The 19,768-nt window shown below is 72.2% G+C and carries 18 protein-coding genes; 3 read left to right on the top strand and 15 right to left on the bottom strand.

Annotated features, from left to right (window positions below; genetic code table 11):
* Positions 1-40: 40 nt before the first annotated feature.
* Complete coding sequence (locus HHX30_RS23675; protein ID WP_169984173.1) at positions 41-634, bottom strand: sigma-70 family RNA polymerase sigma factor; 594 nt, start codon at positions 632-634, stop codon at positions 41-43.
* Positions 635-941: 307 nt separating this feature from the next.
* Between HHX30_RS23675 and HHX30_RS23680 the strand changes: the two genes are divergently transcribed.
* Complete coding sequence (locus HHX30_RS23680) at positions 942-2,012, top strand: PLP-dependent cysteine synthase family protein (protein WP_169984174.1); 1,071 nt, start codon at positions 942-944, stop codon at positions 2,010-2,012.
* A gap of 46 nt (positions 2,013-2,058) precedes the next feature.
* Here HHX30_RS23680 and ftsY read toward each other — a convergent pair whose 3' ends face one another.
* The 12 genes from ftsY to HHX30_RS23740 all read right to left on the bottom strand — a co-directional run bounded on the left by ftsY (position 2,059) and on the right by HHX30_RS23740 (position 16,083).
* A complete protein-coding gene (gene ftsY, locus HHX30_RS23685) occupies positions 2,059-3,240 on the bottom strand; it encodes a signal recognition particle-docking protein FtsY (RefSeq protein WP_169984175.1) in 1,182 nt (393 codons plus the stop codon).
* A 254-nt stretch (positions 3,241-3,494) separates the two neighbouring features.
* Complete coding sequence (locus tag HHX30_RS23690) at positions 3,495-7,208, bottom strand: AAA family ATPase (RefSeq protein ID WP_169984176.1); 3,714 nt, start codon at positions 7,206-7,208, stop codon at positions 3,495-3,497.
* 243 nt (positions 7,209-7,451) lie between these two features.
* A complete protein-coding gene (locus HHX30_RS23695) occupies positions 7,452-7,646 on the bottom strand; it encodes a hypothetical protein (protein ID WP_142571989.1) in 195 nt (64 codons plus the stop codon).
* 188 nt (positions 7,647-7,834) lie between these two features.
* Complete coding sequence (locus tag HHX30_RS23700) at positions 7,835-8,104, bottom strand: acylphosphatase (protein WP_169984177.1); 270 nt, start codon at positions 8,102-8,104, stop codon at positions 7,835-7,837.
* 46 nt (positions 8,105-8,150) lie between these two features.
* A complete protein-coding gene (gene mutM, locus HHX30_RS23705; protein ID WP_169984178.1) occupies positions 8,151-9,026 on the bottom strand; it encodes a bifunctional DNA-formamidopyrimidine glycosylase/DNA-(apurinic or apyrimidinic site) lyase in 876 nt (291 codons plus the stop codon).
* 16 nt (positions 9,027-9,042) lie between these two features.
* Positions 9,043-9,792 carry a ribonuclease III gene (gene rnc, locus HHX30_RS23710; protein WP_169984179.1) on the bottom strand — a complete coding sequence of 250 codons (750 nt, stop codon included), beginning with the start codon at positions 9,790-9,792 and terminating at the stop codon, positions 9,043-9,045.
* A 247-nt stretch (positions 9,793-10,039) separates the two neighbouring features.
* On the bottom strand, positions 10,040-10,219 hold the full coding sequence (rpmF, locus tag HHX30_RS23715) for a 50S ribosomal protein L32 (protein WP_030506036.1): 180 nt from the start codon (positions 10,217-10,219) through the stop codon (positions 10,040-10,042).
* Between the two features lies 1 nt (position 10,220).
* Positions 10,221-10,775: a DUF177 domain-containing protein gene (locus HHX30_RS23720; protein WP_169984180.1), complete on the bottom strand. Its 555-nt coding sequence runs from the start codon at positions 10,773-10,775 to the stop codon at positions 10,221-10,223.
* Positions 10,776-10,845: 70 nt separating this feature from the next.
* A complete protein-coding gene (gene coaD / locus HHX30_RS23725) occupies positions 10,846-11,322 on the bottom strand; it encodes a pantetheine-phosphate adenylyltransferase (protein ID WP_169984181.1) in 477 nt (158 codons plus the stop codon).
* Positions 11,323-11,338: 16 nt separating this feature from the next.
* On the bottom strand, positions 11,339-11,908 hold the full coding sequence (rsmD, locus tag HHX30_RS23730; protein WP_169984182.1) for a 16S rRNA (guanine(966)-N(2))-methyltransferase RsmD: 570 nt from the start codon (positions 11,906-11,908) through the stop codon (positions 11,339-11,341).
* 407 nt (positions 11,909-12,315) lie between these two features.
* Positions 12,316-14,478 carry an ATP-dependent DNA helicase RecG gene (recG, locus tag HHX30_RS23735; protein ID WP_169984183.1) on the bottom strand — a complete coding sequence of 721 codons (2,163 nt, stop codon included), beginning with the start codon at positions 14,476-14,478 and terminating at the stop codon, positions 12,316-12,318.
* Between the two features lie 36 nt (positions 14,479-14,514).
* Positions 14,515-16,083, bottom strand: coding sequence for a DAK2 domain-containing protein (locus HHX30_RS23740; protein ID WP_169984184.1), 1,569 nt, complete (start codon positions 16,081-16,083; stop codon positions 14,515-14,517).
* Between the two features lie 204 nt (positions 16,084-16,287).
* Between HHX30_RS23740 and rpmB the strand changes: the two genes are divergently transcribed.
* Together rpmB and tsaA are read left to right on the top strand one after the other, a co-directional pair.
* Positions 16,288-16,473 (top strand): 50S ribosomal protein L28, encoded by a 186-nt coding sequence (gene rpmB / locus HHX30_RS23745; protein WP_030506042.1) that lies wholly within the window; start codon positions 16,288-16,290, stop codon positions 16,471-16,473.
* 244 nt (positions 16,474-16,717) lie between these two features.
* Positions 16,718-17,122, top strand: coding sequence for a tRNA (N6-threonylcarbamoyladenosine(37)-N6)-methyltransferase TrmO (gene tsaA, locus HHX30_RS41915; RefSeq protein WP_249350368.1), 405 nt, complete (start codon positions 16,718-16,720; stop codon positions 17,120-17,122).
* Between the two features lie 203 nt (positions 17,123-17,325).
* Here the strand turns inward: tsaA and thiD are convergent, their stop codons facing one another.
* Entirely contained in the window at positions 17,326-18,123 is a 798-nt protein-coding gene (thiD, locus tag HHX30_RS23755) for a bifunctional hydroxymethylpyrimidine kinase/phosphomethylpyrimidine kinase (protein ID WP_169984186.1), read from the bottom strand.
* Between the two features lie 229 nt (positions 18,124-18,352).
* Positions 18,353-19,744, bottom strand: a complete 1,392-nt coding sequence (locus HHX30_RS23760) for a hypothetical protein (protein WP_169984187.1) — start codon at positions 19,742-19,744, stop codon at positions 18,353-18,355.
* Between the last annotated feature and the right edge of the window lie 24 nt (positions 19,745-19,768).

A 19,768-nucleotide genomic window follows, 5' to 3' on the forward strand; every position in this document is an offset into this window, starting at 1 on the left:
CATGGGCCGCCGCATGGGCCGCCCAGCCCGAGGCCTGCCGTCAGGCCGCGCAGGCCTGCTCGGGGACGCGTACGACGCCCTCCTCGCGGGCGTAGCCCTCCAGCATCCCCCGGAGCTGCCGGCGGCCCCGGTGCAGCCGGGACATGACGGTGCCGATCGGCGTGCCCATCCGGTCGGCGATCTCCTTGTACGCGAAGCCCTCCACGTCGGCCAGGTAGACGGCCACCCGGAAGTCCTCCGGCAGGGCGCGCAGGGCGTTCATCACGACGCTGTCGGGGATCTGGTCGAGCGCCTCGGTCTCGGCCGAGCGCAGCCCGGTCGACATGTGCGACTCGGCCGCGGCCAGCTGCCAGTCCTCGATCTCCTCGGCGGCCGACAGCTTGGGCGAGCGCTGCTTCTTCCGGTAGTCGTTGATGAAGTTGTTGGTGAGGATGCGGTGCAGCCATGCCTTGAGGTTCGTGCCCTCACGGAACTGGTGGTACGACGTGTACGCCTTGGCGACGGTCTCCTGAACCAGGTCCTCGGCGTCGGCGGGGTTGCGCGTCAGACGCATGGCGGACGCGTAGAGCTGGCTCGTCACCGGCACGACCTCACGCTCGAACCATGCCTGCCGCTGCTCGTCGGTCGAGATCATCTCTTCCCCCTACGGAACTTCTCCCCCGTTACCCGTCCGGCCGGAACACATGCGAGGTCGCTCGTTCATCGTTGTGCCAAGGACATCGTGCCGATCGGGGCCTAAGCACGCTGTTAATTCGTCCGGCCTGGTCAGCACCGTCGATGTAAGGACCAGGCCCGCGCGGCCAGGTCACGCGCAAGCCGAACAAGTCTCATTAGCGTAACACCGCAGCCTCAATCGAAAGTAAAATGTGGCAAGTTTCACTGTCTGTCGGCTCAGTTGGGGCCTTTGGTGTTCATGCCGGACAACGTGCCAGAGTGGCGCCATGAACCACCTGGATCGGCATGATCCGGTCACGAGGGCCTGGGTGGCCGACGCCATCCAGGCCGTCGAGGCCGACGCCAACCGAAGCTGCGACACTCATCTGCACGCATTCCCGCTCCCCTCGCACTGGGGTGTCGACCTCTATCTGAAAGACGAGTCGGTGCACCCGACCGGTTCACTCAAGCACCGGCTCGCCCGCTCCCTTTTCCTGTACGGCCTGGCCAACGGCTGGATCGGGCCCAGCACCACGATCATCGAAGCGTCCAGCGGGTCCACCGCCGTAAGCGAGGCGTACTTCGCCCGCCTGCTCGGGCTGCCGTTCATCGCGGTGATCCCGGCGAGCACCTCGCCGGAGAAGCGGGAGATCATCGAGTTCTACGGCGGCAAGTGCCACCTGGTGGACGACCCGAGGGCGATCTACGACGAGTCGCACCGGCTCGCCGTCGAGACCGGCGGGCACTACATGGACCAGTTCACCTACGCCGAGCGGGCGACGGACTGGCGGGGCAACAACAACATCGCCGAGAGCATCTTCCAGCAGATGACCCTCGAACGGCACCCGGAGCCCGCGTGGATCGTGGTCGGCGCGGGCACCGGCGGCACCTCCGCGACGATCGGCCGCTACATCCGCTACCGCCGGCACCAGACGCGGCTGTGCGTGGCCGATCCCGAGGGTTCGGCGTTCTTCCCGTCCTGGGTCTCCGGTGAGGAGCACGGCGGCGCCGGTTCGCGGATCGAGGGCATCGGCCGGCCGCGGGTCGAGCCGTCGTTCCTGCCGACGGTCATCGACCGGATGACGCAGGTCCCGGACGCCCTGTCGATCGCGGCCATGCACTGGGTCAGAGAGGTCACCCGCCGGGAGGTCGGCGGCTCGACCGGCACCAACATCGCCGCGGCGGTGCAGATCATCCGGGAGATGCGGCAGCGAGGCGAGCACGGCAGCGTGGTCACGCTGATCTGCGACGGCGCCGAGCGCTACCGCGACACCTACGGCGACCCGCGCTGGCTGTCCGGGCAGGACATCGACATCGCCCCGCACCTGGAGGAGCTGCGCGCCTTCCTGCGCGACTGACGGCGGGCGGGCCGGGGGATCCCCGGCCCGCGGCCTTTCCCGTGCGTCAGTCGCCGAGCAGGGCGTCGACGAAGACCTCGGGGTCGAACGGCGCGAGGTCGTCCGGCCCCTCCCCGAGGCCCACCAGCTTCACGGGCACGCCCAGCTCGCGCTGGACCGAGATCACGATGCCGCCCTTGGCCGTGCCGTCCAGCTTGGTCAGGGCGATGCCGGTGACGTTGACCACCTCGGCGAAGACCTGCGCCTGACGCATGCCGTTCTGCCCCGTGGTCGCGTCGAGGACGAGCAGCACCTCGTCCACGGCGGCCTTCTTCTCGATGACCCGCTTCACCTTGCCCAGCTCGTCCATGAGACCGGTCTTGGTGTGCAGGCGGCCCGCCGTGTCGATGATGACGGTGTCGGCCTTGTCCTCGATGCCCTTGGCCACGGCGTCGAACGCCACGGACGCCGGGTCGCCGCCCTCCGGGCCGCGCACCACGCCCGCCCCGACGCGGTCGCCCCACGTCTGCAGCTGGTCGGTGGCCGCCGCGCGGAAGGTGTCGGCGGCGCCGAGGACGACCTTCCCTCCGTCGCCGACCAGGACGCGGGCGAGCTTGCCCGAGGTCGTGGTCTTGCCGGTGCCGTTGACGCCCACGACGAGGACGACTGCGGGCCGCTCGCCGTGCGGCTTGGTGTGAAGGGTCCGGTCGAGGTCGGGGGCGATCTGCGTGAGCAGTTCATCCCTGAGCAGCTTGCGCACCTCGTTCGGGGTGCGGGTGCCGAGGACCTTCACCTTCGTCCGCAGTTCCTCCACCATCGCCCTGGTCGGCGCGACGCCGACGTCGGCGGTGATCAGGGTCTCCTCGATCTCGTCCCAGACGTCGTCGTCGAGGCGGTCGCGGGACAGCAGTTCGAGCAGGCCGCGTCCGAGGACGTTCTGCGAACGGGCCAGCCTGCTGCGCAGCCGCACCATCCGGCCGGCCGAGGGCGGCGGGACCTCGATCTCGGGAGCCTTGATCAGCTCTTCGATCGGAGGGGCGGGCGGCGGCAGGGTGGTCGTCGTGCCGCCGTCCTCCTCACCGAGTCCCGTCTTCGCGGGCTCCTCGATCACGGGAGCCTTCGGCTCGGGCGGGGCCGGCGGCGCGGGCGGCAGGTCCTTCGCCTTCGGCCGGAACAGCAGCCAGAGGCCACCCACCGCCAATATGGCGACGATGGCCACGATCACGATGATGCCGAGGTAACCGTCCACACCATGCAGTTTCCCAGATCACCCGCATTACTCCCGCCAGTGCACAGCTCGTTCGAGCGATCCGGAGGGGCGCGCCGCCGATCTGGACTGAGGAGCGCGCGGGAGCGAAGCGACCAAGCGCGACGAGGGAAGCGCTTATGGCGCGCCTCCGGCACGACCAGGCGGAAATGAGCGCCCGAGGGTGAGCGGGAAACACGAGCGATCCGGAGGGGCGGAAATGAGCGCCCCGAGGGTGAGCGGGAAACACGCTCTTCCTAGACCTTCTCCCGGAGGCGCTGGCTGACGACCTGGGTGACGCCGTCGCCGCGCATGGACACGCCGTACAGCGCGTCGGCGATCTCCATCGTGCGCTTCTGATGTGTGATCACGATGAGCTGTGAAGTCTGTCTCAGTTCTTCGAACAGCGTGAGCAACCGCTGGGTGTTGGTGTCGTCGAGGGCCGCCTCGACCTCGTCCATCACGTAGAACGGCGACGGGCGGGCCTTGAAGATCGAGATGAGGAACGCGACCGCCGTCAGCGACCGCTCGCCGCCGGACAGCAGCGACAGGCGCTTGACCTTCTTGCCGGGCGGCCGGGCCTCGACCTCGACACCGGTCGTCAGCATGTCCTCCGGGTCGGTCAGCAGCAGGCGCCCCTCCCCGCCGGGGAAGACCCGCTGGAAGATCCCCTGGAACTCGCGCGCCACGTCCTCGTACGCCGCCGCGAAGACCTGCTCGACCCGGTCGTCGACCTCCTTGACCACGAGCAGCAGGTCGCGCCGGGTCTTCTTGAGGTCTTCGAGCTGGGAGGTGAGGAAGGCGTGCCGCTCCTCCAGCGCGGCGAACTCCTCCAGCGCCAGCGGGTTGACCTTGCCGAGCTGGGTCATCTGCCGCTCGGCCGTCCTGGCCCGCTTCTGCTGCTCCTCCCGGACGTACGGCACCGGCGGATCGCCCGGCACCGGCACGCCCGGCCCGTACTCGGCGATGAGTGGTTCGAGCTCGATGCCGTACTCCTCCAGTGCGCGCTGCTCCATCTGCTCCAGGCGCAGCCGGCGTTCGGTCCTGGCCATCTCGCTGCCGTGGACCCGGTTGACCAGGGCGTCCAGCTCGGAGCCGAGCTCTCGTACGCGCAGGCGCACCTGCTTGAGCTCGGCGTCGATCTGCCCGCGCGCCCGATCGGCCTCGTCGCGCTCCTCGGCGGCCCGCGCGAGCGAGCCCTCCAGTGCGCCCAGGGCCGCGCGTGCTCCGTCGGCCACCGCGGCGGCGATCTCCGCCTGCCTGCGGCGGCGTTCCCGGTCGGCCGCGGCCCGGGCGCGGTCCTGCCGCTCGCGCTGCGCCGCGCGCAGCAGGGCGTCGGCGCGGCCCGCGATGCCCCGCGCCCGCTCCTCGGCCGTACGGACGGTCAGCCGGGCCTCCATCTCGGCCTGCCGGGTGACGCCACAGGCGGCGGCCAGCTCGTCCCGGGTGTCGGTGGTCGGCTCCGCCTCCAGCTCGGCGGCGTACTCGGCCTCGGCGAGCTGCTCCTCCAGCTCCACTACCGCGGCCTGCGCCTGTTCACGCGACTCCTGGGCGTCCAGCACGGACCGGCCGAGCCGGGCCGCCTCGTCCTGCGCGGCCTTGACCGCGGCCTCCAGCCGGGCGAGCTGCTTGGCCGCCGCCGCGGCCCGCTGGTCGGCCTCCCGCTGCCTGCCGCGCAGGCGGTCGAGCCCGGCCTGCGCCGCGTTCAGCCCGTTCTGCGCGGCGTTGACGCCGCCCTGGGCGGCGCTCACGCCGCTCTGCGCCTCCGTGACCCGCGCCTGCGCCGCCTCCAGCGCGAGCTGGCACTCCCGCTCGACGGCCACGGCCTCGGTCAGCGCCTCCGCGTGCCGTTCGGCCCCGGCCCGGGCGGTGGCGAGATCGGCGGCGGCCTCGTCCAGGGCCGTACGCATCTGCAGCAGCGAGGCGCCGCCACCGGAGCCGCCGTGCGCGGCGTGGACCCCGAGCAGGTCGCCGGACGTGGTCACGGCCCGCAGCTCCGGGTGGGCGTCCACGACCTTGCGCGCGGTGAGCAGGTCGGGCACCACGACCACGCCCGACAGCAGCGCGTCCACGGAGGGGCGCAGCTCGTCCGGCACGGTGACCAGGTCGGCGGCCCATTCGGCGCCCGCGACGGGCGCCTCCGGCCGCCCGCCGTCCCCGTTCCTGTCGCCGGCGATCAGCAGGGCGGCGCGGCCGGCGTCGGCCTCGCGCAGGTGCTCGACGGCCGCGACGGCGGCGGTGAGCGAGGCGACGGCCACCCCGTCGACCGCCAGCACGGCCGCGACGGCCGCCTCCGCCCCCGGGCGTACGGCCAGCAGCGTGGCGATCGGGCCGAGCACCCCGGGCAGACCGGCGCCGAGCAGCGCGGCGGCCCCGTCCGCTCCCCCGGCCAGGCTCATCTCCAAAGCCTCGCACCGCGCCTGGAGAGCGGCGACGGCGCGCTGCGATTCGGCGTCGGCGGCGCGGGCCGTGCCCACGGCGGCCTTGGCGGCGGCCAGCGCGTCCCTGGGCGCGGCCAGCTCGGCCCGCGCCCGCTCCACGACGGCCTCGGCCTGCTCGGCCACGGCCCTGGCCTCCTCCACCGCGGCGCGGGCGAGGTCCACACCCTCCTGCGCGGCCTCCAGCTCGGCCGCGAGCTCGGGGTCGGCCGGCGACTCGTCGAGCGCCTGCGCGTCGAGCTCGTCCTGGGCCTGTTCTGCGCGCCGGGTGGCGTCCTCGACGGCCTTGGTGAGCCTGCCGATCTCGTCCCCGGCGGCCCTGGCCCTGCTCCTGGCCGACTCGACCTGGCCGCGCAGACGGGCGAGGGCCTCGCGGCGGTCGGCCGCGGCACGGGCGGCGGCGGCCAGGCGCCGCTCCTCGGCGGCCAGCGCCTCCTCGGCCTCGGCACGGACCTCGACGGCGGCCGCGAGCCGCTCGCGCGCCTCGTCGAGCTCCTCCGCCAGCACCCGCTCCTGCTCCCGCACCTCGGCGGCCTCACGCTCCAGGTCCTCCGGGTCGCGCCCGCGCCGTTCGATGGACGCGGCGTCGGCGGCGTGACGCCGCCGTTCGGCCGCGAGGCTCTCCACGCCGCGCAGCCGCTCCCGCAGGGCCGAAAGGCGGTAGAAGGTCTCCTGGGCGGCCTTGAGGCGCGGCTGGGCCTCGTTCTCGGCCGCCTCCAGCTCCGCCTCCCGCCGCTGGCCCTCGGCCAGCTCGGCCTCCACCTGGGCACGCCGCGCCTGTACGGCCGCCTCGTCGGCCTCCTCCCGCTGCAGGGTGTCGCGCAGGGTGATCACGTCGTCGGCGAGCAGGCGCAGCCGCGCGTCACGCAGGTCGGCCTGGATGACGGCCGCCTTGCGGGCGATCTCGGCCTGGCGGCCCAGCGGTTTGAGCTGACGGCGCAGTTCGGCCACGAGGTCCTGGACGCGGGTCAGGTTGGCCTGCATCGCGTCGAGCTTGCGGAGCGCCTTCTCCTTGCGCTTGCGGTGCTTGAGTACGCCCGCGGCCTCCTCGATGAACGCCCGACGCTCCTCCGGCCCCGCGTGCAGCACCTGGTCGAGCTGGCCCTGGCCGACGATGACGTGCATCTCCCGGCCGATGCCCGAGTCGGACAGCAGCTCCTGGATGTCGAGCAGGCGGCAGGTGTCGCCGTTGATGGCGTACTCGCTCTGACCGGAGCGGAACATCAGCCGGCTGATCGTCACCTCGGTGTAGTCGATCGGGAGCGCGCCGTCGGTGTTGTCGATCGTCAGGGTGACCTCGGCCCGGCCGAGCGGCGGGCGGCTGGAGGTGCCCGCGAAGATGACGTCCTCCATCTTGCCGCCGCGCAGCGACTTCGCGCTGTGCTCCCCCATCACCCACGCGAGGGCGTCCACGACGTTGGACTTGCCGGAGCCGTTCGGACCCACCACGGCGGTGATGCCGGGCTCGAAGCGGAGGGTGGTGGCCGAGGCGAAGGACTTGAAGCCGCGTAAGGTGAGCGTCTTCAGGTACATGTCCGCCCCCCTCGGTGCCGCCCGGCGTTTGGGGGGAAAGACTACAGCTCCCGGCGGCCGGGCACCTGGGATAGGCACCGGCGGCACGCTCGTGAAGGGAAGGCCGTAAACGACAAGCGGGGCGGTTCGCCCAACTCTCTATGATCGATAAGCCGCCGAATCAATTGCCGGGGAACGGCGGCGGAAATGGCAAGGGACGCCTTTGCGGGGCGTCCCTACAATCCTTCCCGTTCCTGCCGGACCTCAGGTGAGAGCCGGCTCGCGATCCTGCAGCCGGACCAGGGCCTCATCACGAGTTTGCGCCTCGAGCGCGTCGTTCTGGGCCTGGAGCCGGTTGAGTTCTGCCTCGAGGTCGCGGATGCGCTGCTGGAGGCGGCGCATTTCCGAGATCATTCGAGGGTCAGGACCGCCGACGTGGCCGAGTAGAGCCTTCGCCATAGTAAAGGGTCCTCCACGCTGAGTGACCAGACTGGTTCGCGCACTTCATGCCGCGGGAGGGGTGCGCGTGGTTCCTCTCAAGAGTCGCACCGGCATTGGAGACGGTCAAGTTGAACGCTCCGCGATGACTTGCCGGTGGACACTCTCGCTAGATAAATATACCGGATTTGAGGGGTTTGAGGGAAGCCCTACCTCTCGACAAACCCGGCGATACCTCTCTTCGCGTCGCTCCAGCGCTCGACCACCCCCTCAACGTGGCCGGGCGTGTCACCGGTGCGTAACAACGCCAGGAGCCTCTCGCAGGACTCCCTCGGGCCCTCGGCGACGACCTCGACCCTCCCGTCGGCCAGGTTCGAGGCCCACCCGACGAGTCCGAGCTCCAGCGCGCGGGCCCGGGTCCACCACCGGAATCCCACGCCCTGCACCCGTCCCCGGATCCACGCCGTCAACCGAACCACGCCTACCAGTATCCAGATCGACTCCGGCCGCCACAGGCGGGGGTCCCTACGGGCGGGCGTTCCTCGGACGGGGCTGGCACTTCGGGCAGCTGTAGGAGGACCGGTTCATGAACGCCTCCCGCCGGATCGGCGTCCCGCAGCGGCGGCAGGGCTCGTCCCGCCTGCCGTACACCGCGAGCGAGCGGTCGAAGTAGCCGCTTTCGCCGTTCACGTTCACGTACAGGCTGTCGAAGGAGGTGCCGCCCTGCCCGAGCGCCTCGGTCATGACCGCGCGGACCGCCGCGAGCAGTTCGGCGATCTTCGGCCGGGTCAGCGTCTCGGTCGGCCGGGCCCAGTGCAGGCGCGCCCGCCACAGCGCCTCGTCCGCGTAGATGTTGCCCACCCCGCTGATCAGCGACTGGTCGAGCAGCGCCCGCTTGATCCCCGTACGGCGAAGCCGCAGCCGCACGGCGAACTCCTCGTCGTCGAAGGCGTCCTCCAGCGGGTCGGCGGCGATGTGCGCGATCGGCTCGGGCACCGGCCGGCCCCGCCCGGCGGCCATGGGCGCCACCAGGAGGTGCCCGAAGGTCCTCTGGTCGACGAACCGTAACTCCAGGCCGCCGTCGGTGAAGCCCATGCGCACGCGCAGGTGCTTCTCCACCGGCGACAGCGGGTCGACGACGAGCAGCTGGCCGCTCATGCCGAGGTGGGCGATCAGTGCCTCTTCCGCCTCCTCCTGGTCGCCGTCCCGCAGGGGCAGCCACAGGTACTTGCCGCGCCGCTCGGCCGACGCCAGCGTGCGGCCCTTGAGCTGGGCGGGCAGGTCGCCCACGTTGCGGCGGACCGCCCGGGGGTGCAGGACCTCGGCCGCGGCCACGGTCCGGCCGGCGACCCAGCTCTCCAGGCCCCTGCGGACGACCTCGACCTCGGGCAGTTCGGGCATGCGCCGTCCCCCGGGCTCAGGCGCGTACGGGGCCGGCGCCCTCGCGGGCGTCGCGCAGCGCGCGGATCGCGGTCCAGGCCGCCTCGGCCGCCTGCTGCTCGGCCTCCTTCTTGCTGCGCCCGGAACCCTTGCCGTACTCCTTGCCGCCCACGCGCACCGTGGCGGAGAACGACTTGGCGTGGTCGGGCCCGCTCTCGTCCACGTGATACTCGGGCACGCCGAGCATCTCGGCGGCGGTGAGCTCCTGCAGGGACGTCTTCCAGTCGAGCCCGGCGCCGAGCGACGCCGACCGCGTGATGAGCGGGTCGAACAGCAGGTGGACGACGCGGAACGCCTCGTCGAGGCCCTTGTCGACGTACACCGTGCCGATCAGGGCCTCCAGCGTGTCGGCCAGGATCGACGACTTGTCGCGCCCGCCCGTGCCTTCCTCGCCGCGGCCCAGCCGCAGGTACTTGCCGAGGTCCAGCGTCCTGGCGACGTCCGCGAGGGCCCGCATGTTGACCACGGCGGCGCGCAGCTTGGCGAGCTGGCCCTCCGGCAGGTCCGGGTGGTTGCGGAACAGCGTGTCCGTCACCACGAGACCCAGCACCGAGTCGCCCAGGAACTCCAGGCGCTCGTTCGTCGGCAGCCCGCCGTTCTCGTACGCGTACGAGCGGTGCGTCAGCGCCCGTTCCAGGATGCCGGTGCTGAGCCTGACGTTCAGCACCTGGAAAAGCTCGTCCCTGGCGACCTCGACGGGGACGGGTTTTACAGACGGCGCGGCCATGAAATCCTCCCAACTCCTATGTGCAGGCAGGGCCGTGCACGGGAGGCAGGTGGACCGGCCGAAGGCCCGAAGGCGTGGTGGACGCCGGTCCGCCGGGAGCCGATGGCCCCGGCGTCCACCACGGCCGCGGGCGTGCATGTGGGTGCGTACCGTCCAACCGCCACCGCACGTTCCTGTGAAGCACGGTAACGCCGACCGGATCGCCCTGACGATCCGGCCGGCGTCCCGATGTCCGCCTAACGCGCGATCAGGCCGACGGCTCGACGACCTGACGGCGGTTGTAGGTGCCGCAGGTCGGGCACGCCACGTGCGGGCGCTTGGGCGAGCGGCACTGCGGGCAGCTCACGAGTGCGACCGCCGCCGCCTTCCACTGGGACCTGCGGGCGCGGGTGTTGCTCCGCGACATCTTCCGCTTGGGGACGGCCACGTCAACCCTCCTGATCGTCTTCCTGTTCCACAACCAAACCCTGCAGCGCCGCCCAGCGGGCGTCGATCGCTTCGTGCCGGTGGTCCGGGCCGGCTTCCGCCAGCCTGATCCCGCACTCCGCACAGAGACCGGGGCAGTCCTCACCGCACACCGGGCTCAGCGGCAGTGCGAGCACCACCGCGTCACGGAAAACCGGCTCGAGATCGAGCAGTTCGCCGTCGAGGAGCAGATCGTCCTCTCCGGCGTCCTCCGCCGAGTAGAAGTAGAGCTCCTGGAAGTCGACCTCGATCTCCGAGGTCAACGGGTCCAGGCAGCGCGAGCACTCCCCCGTCAGGGGAGCATGCGCCGTGCCCGTCACGAGCACGCCCTCCATCACCGCTTCGAGCCGGATGTCCAGCTCGACGTCGGCGTCCTTGGGAACGCCGATCATTCCGACCGCGAGGTCCGCCGGTGCCGGGAGGACCGGGCTGAGCGTGCGCATCGATCCCGGTCGACGTCCCAGGTCGTGGGTGGAGATCACCCATGGGGCTCGGGGATCGAGGCTGTGCAGACTCATCCTGCTCTCGTTAGGCATGGCGAATCACCGCCGTCGTGCAAGGCTGAAAGGCAAGAATACCAGCCCTCGTTCAGCCTCTGAGCCGCTCCACGAGCAGCTGGTGGACAAGGTCCGGGACCAGGCCGGAGACGTCCCCGCCGTAGCGCGCGATCTCCTTGAGCCTGCTGGACGACAGGAACGAGTACTCCGGATTGGTGGACATGAACAAGGTCTCCACACCCGACATCCGATAGTTGAGCTGGGCCATCTGCAACTCGTAGTCGAAGTCGCTCACCGCGCGCAGGCCCTTCACGATGGACGGGATGCCCTGCTGCCGGCAGAAGTCGACCAGCAGACCGTGGAACTTCTCCACGCGGACGTTGCCGTACTCCTTCGTCACCGCCTGGAGCATCTCGATGCGTTCGTCGACGGTGAAAAGGCTGTGCTTCTCGATGTTGATGAGCACGGCCACGACGACCTCGTCGTACAACCGTGATGTCCGGCCGATGATGTCCAGATGTCCGTTGGTCACGGGATCGAACGATCCCGGGCAGACGACGCGACGCAAGGCGCACCCCCAAGATTTACGGGTTCCCGGCTGCGCGACCGTACCAAACGGCCGCTTCGCCGTACCGACGGACCCTGTCTTCCGTGAAGCCCTCGGGCCACACCAGGTCCTTACCCCTCGACTCCCGCTCCACGGCCACGAGTGCGCCCTCCGCCAGCCAGCCGTTGTCGCGCAGCGCCGTCAGGACCCGGGAGACCGCCTCGTCGGAGACCGCGTAGGGCGGGTCGGCGAAGACGAAGTCGTACGGCTCCTCGCACGGACGGCCCACCACCCGCTCGGCCTTCTCGGCCCGCAGGGACGCCCCCGGCAGCCCGAGCGACGCGATGTTCTCCCTGATCGTGCGCGCGGCCCTGGCGTCCGACTCGACCAGCAGCGCGTGGGCCGCCCCTCTGCTCAGCGCCTCCAGCCCCACGGCGCCCGACCCGGCGTACAGGTCGAGGACCCGGGCCCCGTCGAGCGTGCCGAGCGTGGAGCCCACGGTGGCGAACAGGCCCTCCCGGGTGCGGTCGCTCGTCGGCCTGGTCGATCTCCCCGGCGGCACGGCGAGCCTGCGTCCCCCCGCCGTCCCTGCGATCACCCGCGTCACGTCACCATTGTCCCGCCCGCGACGGCCTTCCCGGCACGGCGGGCGAGGAGGCGGAAAGATCGACCAGGTCAAGAGTGGGCAAGCAGCGGCGACGAATGAGTAAGAGCCGTATCCCGCGCTCCGTCACATGAGCATCATGAGTTCTGCGGCCTTCACGGTGACCCAGGGGAAGGCCGGCCGGCGTGGTCGTGAGCCCTTCCGCACGCCGGCGCCCTCGGCACCTGACCCGAGGGTGGGCCCGGCCAGGGACGGCATTCGGGGGGAGGCCGTCCCAAGGCTGGGCCCTGGGTCCTTAACGGGCGTCGTGTTCACACGGCGCCCGTTTCACTTTCCCGCCCCCGTCGTATGTCGCGGCGCCCGCCCGCACCCGCGGGGTGCGCGGCGGGGATGGCGGTCGGGGATGGCGGTCACGCCTTTTCGAGGAACTCGGCGCGTTCGTCGGCGACCATGGTGTCGATCTCGGCACGCAGGGCCTCGTGCGCCGACAGCCCGGGATCGGCGGACAACAGGGAGGTCGCCTCGGTCCGGGCCGTCTCGATCACGTCCTCGTCACGCAGGAGCTGCAACAGCTTGAGCGACGACCTGCGCCCCGACTGGGCGGCGCCGAGCACGTCGCCCTCCCGGCGCTGCTCCAGGTCGACACGGGACAGCTCGAAGCCGTCGAGGGTCGCCGCCACCGCCTCCAGCCTGCGGCGCGCCTGGGTGCCCTCCTGCGCCTCGCTCACGAGCAGGCACAGCCCGGGCAGGCCGCCCCGGCCCACCCGGCCGCGCAACTGGTGGAGCTGGGAGACGCCGAAGCGGTCGGCGTCCATGATGACCATCACCGACGAGTTGGGGACGTCGACGCCGACCTCGATGACCGTGGTCGCGACCAGGACGTCGATCTCGCCCCGGCCGAAGGCGCGCATCACCGCGTCCTTGTCCTCGGGCGCGAGCTTGCCGTGCAGCGCCTCCACCCGCAGGCCGGCCAGCGGCCCCTCCGCGAGCATGCGCGCGACGTCGAGCACCGCCAGGGGCGGCCTGCGCTCGTCGTCGTCCTTCGCCAGGTCGCCCTCGTCGCCCTCCTGGTCGCCGATGCGCGGGCACACCACGTACGCCTGGCGGCCCAGGCCGACCTCCTCGCGGACCCGCTGCCAGGCGCGGTCGAGGAAGTGGGGCTTGTCCGCGGCGGGCACCACGTGGGTGGTGATCGGGGCCCGGCCCGAAGGGAGCTGCGACAGCGTGGAAACCTCCAGGTCGCCGAACACGGTCATCGCGACCGTGCGCGGGATCGGCGTCGCCGTCATGACGAGCACGTGGGGACGGCCGCCGCCGCCCTTCTCACGCAGGGCGTCGCGCTGCTCGACGCCGAACCTGTGCTGCTCGTCCACGACGACCAGCCCGAGGTCGGCGAACTGGACGTGCTCCTGCAGCACGGCGTGGGTGCCGATCACGATGCCGGCCGCGCCGGAGGCCGCGTCGAGCAGCGCGCCGCGCCGTGCGGCGGCCCCCATCGAGCCGGTGAGCAGCGCGACCGCCGTCCCGCCGAACATCCCGCCGGTCGCGAGATCGCCGAGCATGTTCACGATCGACCGGTGGTGCTGCTGGGCGAGGACCTCGGTGGGCGCGAGCAGCACGGCCTGGCCGCCGGAGTCGACCACCTGGAGCATCGCGCGCAGCGCGACCACGGTCTTGCCCGCGCCGACCTCGCCCTGCAGGAGCCGGTGCATGGGATGCTCGCGGGCGAGGTCCGCGGCGATCTCCTCGCCGACCTGCCGCTGCCCCTCGGTGAGCTGGAACGGCAGCCGCTCGTCGAACTCGTGCAGCAGCCCGTCGTCGCGCCCGGGGCGGGCCCTGGCGAGCCAGGCGGACGCGGCCATGCGCCGCCGCACCAGGACGGCCTGCAGGACGAACGCCTCATCGAACTTCAGCCGGTCGTGCGACCGCGTGACGTCGGCCTGGCCGCGGGGCCGGTGGACGCGCCGCAGCGCCTCCTCGATCGGCAGCAGCCCCAGGCGCTCCCGTATCTCGGGGGGCACCGGGTCGTCCAGGCTGAGCACGTCGAGCACCGTGCGCACGGCACGGCGGATCTTCCAGCTCGGCAGCCCCTGGGCCGAAGGGTAGATCGGCACCAGCGTGGAGGCGAACTCCTCGGCCGTCTCCTCCGTCTCGTCGAACGACTCGTACTCGGGATGGGTGAGCGAGACGCGCCTGGTCCTCCCGCCGACGAAGACGCCGACCTTGCCGGAGAACATCGCCTCGGTGCCGGGAGTGAGCCGCTGCTCGGCGACGTAGGCGCCCTTGCCGAAGAAGGCCAGGTGCAGCTTCTCCTTGCCGTCGGTCACCTCGATGTCGAGCCAGGTGCCCTGCCGGTTCTTCATCGGCCTGCGCACGGCGGACGACACCTTCGCGACCACGGTGACGTGCTCGTCGTGCTCCAGCGACGCGATGGGCGTCAGCTCCCCGCGCTGCGCGTACCGCCGCGGGTAGTGGCGCAGCAGTTCACCGACCGTGCTGATGCCCAGCGCGCTCTCCAGCGGGGCGGCCGACCTGCCGACCACCTTCTTGAGCGGCTCGTCGAAGCTCGTCACGTCACCAATTTCTACCCGTACCGGCTGACAATCCGGCTACTCGACGCCGATCAGGAGGGGATAGCCGCCCTGCCCGCCCTCGTACACGACGATCTCCAGGTCCGGGCGGACGCGCTCCAGATGGTCGCGTACGGCGTGGAGGAGCGCCTCGGGCGCGCCGGCGCCGGTGACGAGCGTGACCATCTCGCTGCCGCCGGAGACCAGGCGCCGGACGACCTCGACCGCGGTCGCGGCCAGGTCCGCGCCGATCAGCGCGACCTCGCCGTCCACCACTCCGAGCACGTCGCCGATCCGGCACAGTCCGACACTGGTCATCGCCGCGCGGTCGGCGACCCACACGTGGCCGTGGCGGGTGTGCCCGGCGGCGTCGGTCATCGCCACGATGTCGTCGTCGAAGCGGCGCAGCGGGTCGTGCACGGCCAGCGCGGCCAGGCCCTGCACCGACGCCCGGGTGGGCAGGACGCTCACCGTCACGCCCTCCTCCCTGGCGATCTCCGCGGCGGCCACGGCGACGTCGTACACGGCGGCGTCGTTGGGCAGCACCGCCACCTCTGTCCCGGCCTCACGGACGGCCCGCAGCAGGGCCGCCGCCGTCGGGGCCGAGCCCGGCTCACGCCGCACGACCACCGCTCCCGCCTCCCGGAACAGCGCCGTCAGGCCGTCCCCGGCGGCGACCGCGACCACGCCTCTCACCGGGCGCGGCTCGTGCGGCCGTCCCCCGAGGTAGGTCACCTTGATCCGGTACGGGCGACCGGCCCGCAGCCCGGCCTCGATCGCCGCGCCCGCGTCGTCCACGTGGACGTGGACGTTCCACAGGCCCTCCCCGCCGACGATCACCAGGCTGTCCCCGAGCGCGTCGAGCTCGTCCCTCAGCCGGTCCACCTCGCCCGCGTCCAGGAGGTACATGACCTCGTATCCGGGGCCGCCCGCGTCCTGCCGTCCGAGTTCCTCCGGCGTGATCCGCGCGGCCGGCGCGGGCACCTCGTGCCGCTCGCTGTACGCCTCGGCCACCACCTCGGACAGGCTCTCCAGCATGATCACCAGGCCGGCAGCGCCCGCGTCCACCACGCCGTTGCGGGACAGCGCGTCCAACTGCTCCGTCGTGCGGCGCAGGGCCCGCCGCGCCTCGTCCGCCGCCCGGCGGGCCACCTCGGCCAGGTCGTCGGGCGTGTCGCGTACGGCGTGCGCCGCGGCGGACAGCACGCTCAGCACCGTGCCCTCCACGGGCCGGACCACCGCCGCCCTGGCCATCTCGGCCGCCCTCGTCAGGCCGTCACGCAGGTCGGCGCCGCCTCCCGGCGCGTGCCCGAGCACCTCGCCCATGCCTCTCAGCGCCTGGCTGACGATCACACCGGAGTTGCCCCGCGCGCCGAGCAGGGCGCCGCGTGTCAGGGCCTCCCACGTGGCGCCCGCGTCCGCGTCGCCGGGCAGCGCGTCCACCGCCTCGGCCGCCGACAGGATCGTGAGGTGCAGGTTCGTTCCGGTGTCCCCGTCCGGCACGGGGAACACGTTGAGCGCGTCGATCTCCGCCCTGGCCCTGCCGAGGGCCGCCGCGCAGTGGCGTGACCAGCGGCGCACCGCGGGGGGATCGAGCTCCTTGAGCATCCGGCCGCCCTTCCTTCCGCGCTCCAGCCCCTCGATGCGCTACCGTTGGCGGGTACGAGACTATCCCCGTCCGCCGGAGTCCCGTTTGGCGTGCACCGGTGAACATCGGATATCCTCGTGTGGCCAGCCGGTTGTCCCGGCATTGCTCGGACGAGCCGCTGCACCGGCGCCGGGCCGATCGACTGATTCAAAGGAGCGATTACCGTGGCTTCCGTCTGCGACGTCTGCGCCAAGAAGCCGATTTTCGGCAACAACATCTCCCACTCGCACCGCCGCACCCGCCGCCGCTGGAACCCCAACATCCAGACCGTGCGCGCGGTGGTCAACGGGACGCCGAAGCGGATGAATGTCTGCACCTCCTGCATCAAGGCGGGCAAGGTCACGCGCTGACCGTCTGACTCTCGCGAGAGCCCGTCACCGGTTCCGGTGGCGGGCTCTCGCGTTTCCGCGACCGATTACGGCGAGGACGCGTCCGCCGGGTGACGACCTTCACGAGGTACGGGCGTCGCCGTGGCCGCCGGCATGGCCGGCGCGCCGAAACGATCCGGCCGGCCCGCGCACGCCGGATAGGGTTCGGATCCGGCACGGCGCCGCCGTTCCGGACATCGGCGGAACCAGAGAAGGATCAACACTGTTGACCGAATTCACACTGCGCGTGATCGGGCGAGTCGAATCGTCCCTCACCGATCGAGCCGCGGCACCCCTGCAAGCCGACGAAGGCGCCCCCGACGCCTGGCTGATCTTCGATGAGCAGTACGCACCCGCCCTGGAGGGCCTGTCCCCGGGCACCGACGTGCTCCTGCTCACCTGGCTCGACCGGGCCTACCGCGACACGCTCACCGTCCACCCGCGCGGCGACACCACGCGGCCGCGCGCCGGCGTCTTCACCACCCGCAGTCCCGACCGGCCCAACCCGATCGGCCTGCATGAAGTGCGCATCCTCGCCATCAGCGGAACGCGCGTCCACGTCGGTAACCTCGAAGCTCTCGACGCGACCCCGATCCTCGACGTCAAACCTCTCCTCACACCGGACCGATGACGCGATGGACCGCCGCCGGCCGCGCCACGGGTATGGGCGCGGCCGGCATGATCTACGTCCGGCGCCACCCACAGCCTCCCGGAGGGTCTGCCTTCCCGCGCGCTGGCCGGGCAGTGCCGACCTCGACGGCGCGGGCCGGCTGAGCGACGCCCGACGCCGTGACGTCGCCGTCCGCGTTCACAGGACACGGTGAGCCGGCTCGCTCAGGCGTCCGCCCGCATCCGCCAGCCGTGGTCCACGGGACCGATGCCCGCGCCCAGCGGGAAGCCGTGCGCGATCGCGCCCGTCACGTACTCCTTGGCCCGCCGTACGGCGCCGGGCACGTCCTCGCCGAGGGCGAGGTACGACGCGATCGCGGAGGCGAGCGTGCAGCCGGTGCCGTGGGTGTGCCGGTTGTCGTGCCGCTCGGCGGTGAAGCGGTGCTCGCTCGACCCGTCGGTGAGCAGGTCCACGGGCGCACCGGGGAGGTGGCCGCCCTTGATCAGCGCCCACTTCGGGCCGAGCGCCAGCACGGCCTCGGCGGCGCGGGGCAGGTCGTCCTCGTCCTCGACCTTGACTCCCGTGAGCTGCTCGACCTCCCACAGGTTGGGCGTGACCACGGTCGCGACCGGCAGCAGCGCACGCTTGACGGTCTCCACGGCGTCCGGCGCGAGCAGGCTGTCGCCGTGCTTGGAGACGCCGACCGGGTCCACCACGACGGGCGCGGTCACGCCCGCGAGCGCCTCCGCGACGGTCTCCACCAGCACGGACGACGCGAGCATGCCCGTCTTGATCGCCTGGGCTCCGATGTCGCCGAGGACCGAGTCGAGCTGCGCCCGCACCGCCTCAGGGGGCAGTTCCCAGTAGCCCTGCACGCCCAGTGAGTTCTGCGCCGTCACGGCCGCGATGACGCTCATGCCGTGCACGCCGAGAGCCAGCATGGTCTTCAAATCGGCCTGGATGCCGGCGCCGCCGCCGGAGTCCGAGCCCGCGATGGTCAGGACACGTGGTGGGGTGGTCATGGGCCAATCCAACCAAAACACCCGCCCCTCCCCCGAAAACGCCCCCATCGTGGACGGGCCGCGTGGACCGTCCGGCGCCGCCCCCGCACGGCCGAACGGCCCGGAGACCGGCAGGTCAGCCGCACGCCGCGCCGCCCCATGCCGCACCCAGCCGGAGAGGCGGATGACGGCAGGCCAGCAGCCCGCCCAGCGCCACGCCCCCCGGCCGGGCGGACCCGGTCGGGACGGCTCAGCCGCGGCGCCGGGAGGAACCGGGCCCGGTCACCTCGCACCGGCCCTCGGAGAGCACGCAGTCGGCGGGTGCGGCGGACGCGCCGTCGGCGTAGATGGTCAGCGTCAGCGCGCCGCTCTCACCCAGCGCGGTCTGCGAGCTCAGGGTCAGGGTGTCTCCCCGCTGCTCCCAGTCAGCCCCTTCGACCGCCGTCACCTGCCCGCCCACGGCCAGCCGGATGGTCCAGGCGGGCAGGGCAGGCCCCTCGTTGCGTACAGCGAGCCGCGCCGTGTATCCGCTCTCATCACGGTCTGTCACCGTGAAGCGCACCCGCACCGCCGCACCGTCGCCGTCGAGGGCGGACTCGGTCTGCGCCGTGTCCGTGCCCGCCGTGTCCTCGCCGGTCCCGCTGTCGCCGGGCCCGGTCCCGCCGTACGCGGCCTCGGCACCGGGCACGGTGGCCGCCCCGTCGCCCGCGGCCGTGACGGCGGCGGGAGCACCGCCCACCCGTGGAGACGCCTGGGACGAGGCGCGTGGAGCGGCGGTGGACGGGGTGCGCGTACGGGCGGACGCGTGGTCGCGATCCGGGCCTGCGGAGGTCGCCGTGGAGACCGGTGTGGCCTGCGGATCCGCCGAACCGCCCTGCGCTGTGTCCTCCCCTGTGTCCTTACCTGTGTCCTTGCCGGTGTCGTTCTTCCCGGTGTTCCGGCCCTCGTCCTGTCCGGCACCGGTGCTGCCGGGGTCATCCTGGCCGTTCTGGACGGGGTCGCCGGTCGGCTCGCCCGGGGCCGGCGTCTCGCCGAGGGCCTGGCCGGAGCCGGGCGCCGCGTACGGCCCGCCCGCCGCGGCGCAGTTCTCCGAAATCGGGCAGGCCGTCGTCGGCTGCTCCATGGTGAGGGAGGTCCGCCCGGCGATCAGCCGTGCGCCGCCGGCTGTGACGCCCACGGCCAGCAGCACGGACAGCCCCGATACGAGCGCCAGCCTCCGCATACGTCTCGGCTGCTTCGCGAGGTCGTCCCGGCCCTGCCCGGGACGGCTCCGGTCCCCGGCGCCCCCGGAGGTCACCGAACGCTCGGACGTCACCAGACGCTCAGGCGACGCCAGGCTCTCGGACTCCAGCCTCTCGGGCGACAGGGCGGCGAACATCCGGGTCGTCGCCTCCGAGGGCGGCGCGGGCCACGGCACACCAGCCGACGACGTGTCCGAGGGCGGCACCGGCCACGGCGCGTCCCCGCCGCTCGGCCGCGGCCCGGGGTAGCCGGCCCCGGGAGAGGTCGGCGGGGCGCCGGTCGGCGTCGCCGGAGGACGGAAGGCCACGTGGTCCGGGCCGGCGGCCCTCTCCGGAGGGTCGTCCTGAGCCGGGGAGGGCTGTCCCTCTCGCGCCTTACGTCCTGCCGTGTGACGGCCCATGACGGTCCTTCCTGTTGCCGACCG

The organism is Microbispora sp. H10836, from assembly GCF_012999525.1.
Classification (GTDB): Bacteria; Actinomycetota; Actinomycetes; order Streptosporangiales; family Streptosporangiaceae; genus Microbispora.

Excerpts from the sequence above, each read along its gene's own strand:
- HHX30_RS23740 (WP_169984184.1), bottom strand. The coding sequence starts at position 16,083 with ATGCTCAAGGAGCTCGATCCCCCCGCGGTGCGCCGCTGGTCACGCCAC.
- rnc (WP_169984179.1), bottom strand. The coding sequence starts at position 9,792 with ATGGCCGCGCCGTCTGTAAAACCCGTCCCCGTCGAGGTCGCCAGGGAC.
- HHX30_RS23690 (WP_169984176.1), bottom strand. The coding sequence starts at position 7,208 with ATGTACCTGAAGACGCTCACCTTACGCGGCTTCAAGTCCTTCGCCTCG.
- HHX30_RS23720 (WP_169984180.1), bottom strand. The coding sequence starts at position 10,775 with ATGAGTCTGCACAGCCTCGATCCCCGAGCCCCATGGGTGATCTCCACC.
- HHX30_RS23680 (WP_169984174.1), top strand. The coding sequence starts at position 942 with ATGAACCACCTGGATCGGCATGATCCGGTCACGAGGGCCTGGGTGGCC.
- mutM (WP_169984178.1), bottom strand. The coding sequence starts at position 9,026 with ATGCCCGAACTGCCCGAGGTCGAGGTCGTCCGCAGGGGCCTGGAGAGC.
- HHX30_RS23760 (WP_169984187.1), bottom strand. The coding sequence starts at position 19,744 with ATGGGCCGTCACACGGCAGGACGTAAGGCGCGAGAGGGACAGCCCTCC.
- thiD (WP_169984186.1), bottom strand. The coding sequence starts at position 18,123 with ATGACCACCCCACCACGTGTCCTGACCATCGCGGGCTCGGACTCCGGC.
- HHX30_RS23695 (WP_142571989.1), bottom strand. The coding sequence starts at position 7,646 with ATGGCGAAGGCTCTACTCGGCCACGTCGGCGGTCCTGACCCTCGAATG.
- HHX30_RS23675 (WP_169984173.1), bottom strand. The coding sequence starts at position 634 with ATGATCTCGACCGACGAGCAGCGGCAGGCATGGTTCGAGCGTGAGGTC.